Here is a 491-nt window from a genome sequence, read left to right as displayed (position 1 = left end):
GTCACAGGGCGTGCCTGCCGCGGGAGGTTCCGCAGCGTCGGGTTGATGATCTCGTCGATGGTGAAGTTCACCAGGGCGAGACCGCAGCCGAACAGGGCGATGATCAGCCCTGGCGGTACGAACCACCACCAGGCGCCGAGCTGGAGGGCGAAGCCGTTCTGCGCGTAGTAGAGCATCGTGCCGAGGGTCGACGAGGAGGATGCGCCCAGGCCCAGGAACGACAGGCCGGCCTCGCTCAGTATCGCGGCGATCACTGAGAACACGAACTGGGAGGCGAGCAGTGGCAGGAGGTTGGGCAGAATCTCGACGCCGATGACCCGCCAGGGTCTTTCCCCGGCGACACGGGCGGCCAGCACATAGTCGCGGTTGCGCAGGGACAGGGTCTGGGCGCGCAGGACGCGAGCCGACCCGGCCCAGCCGGTGATCGCCAGCACCAGCGCGATCGTCCAGGCGCCGCGCTGTTCCGGCGGGACGAACGCGGAGATCACGAT

The 491-nt window shown here is 68.2% G+C and carries 1 protein-coding gene; it reads right to left on the bottom strand.

Features of this window, described 5'->3' with window-relative positions; translation table 11 throughout:
* Positions 1-491, bottom strand: a 491-nt coding sequence (locus tag TN53_RS42220) for an ABC transporter permease (protein ID WP_046264211.1), incomplete at both ends; no start/stop codon positions are given.

The sequence above is a fragment of the Streptomyces sp. WM6386 genome (genome assembly GCF_000972385.1).
Lineage (GTDB): Bacteria > Actinomycetota > Actinomycetes > Streptomycetales > Streptomycetaceae > Streptomyces.
Note: the sequence above shows the minus strand (reverse complement) of the source record. Positions and strands in the feature narration are given on the sequence as shown.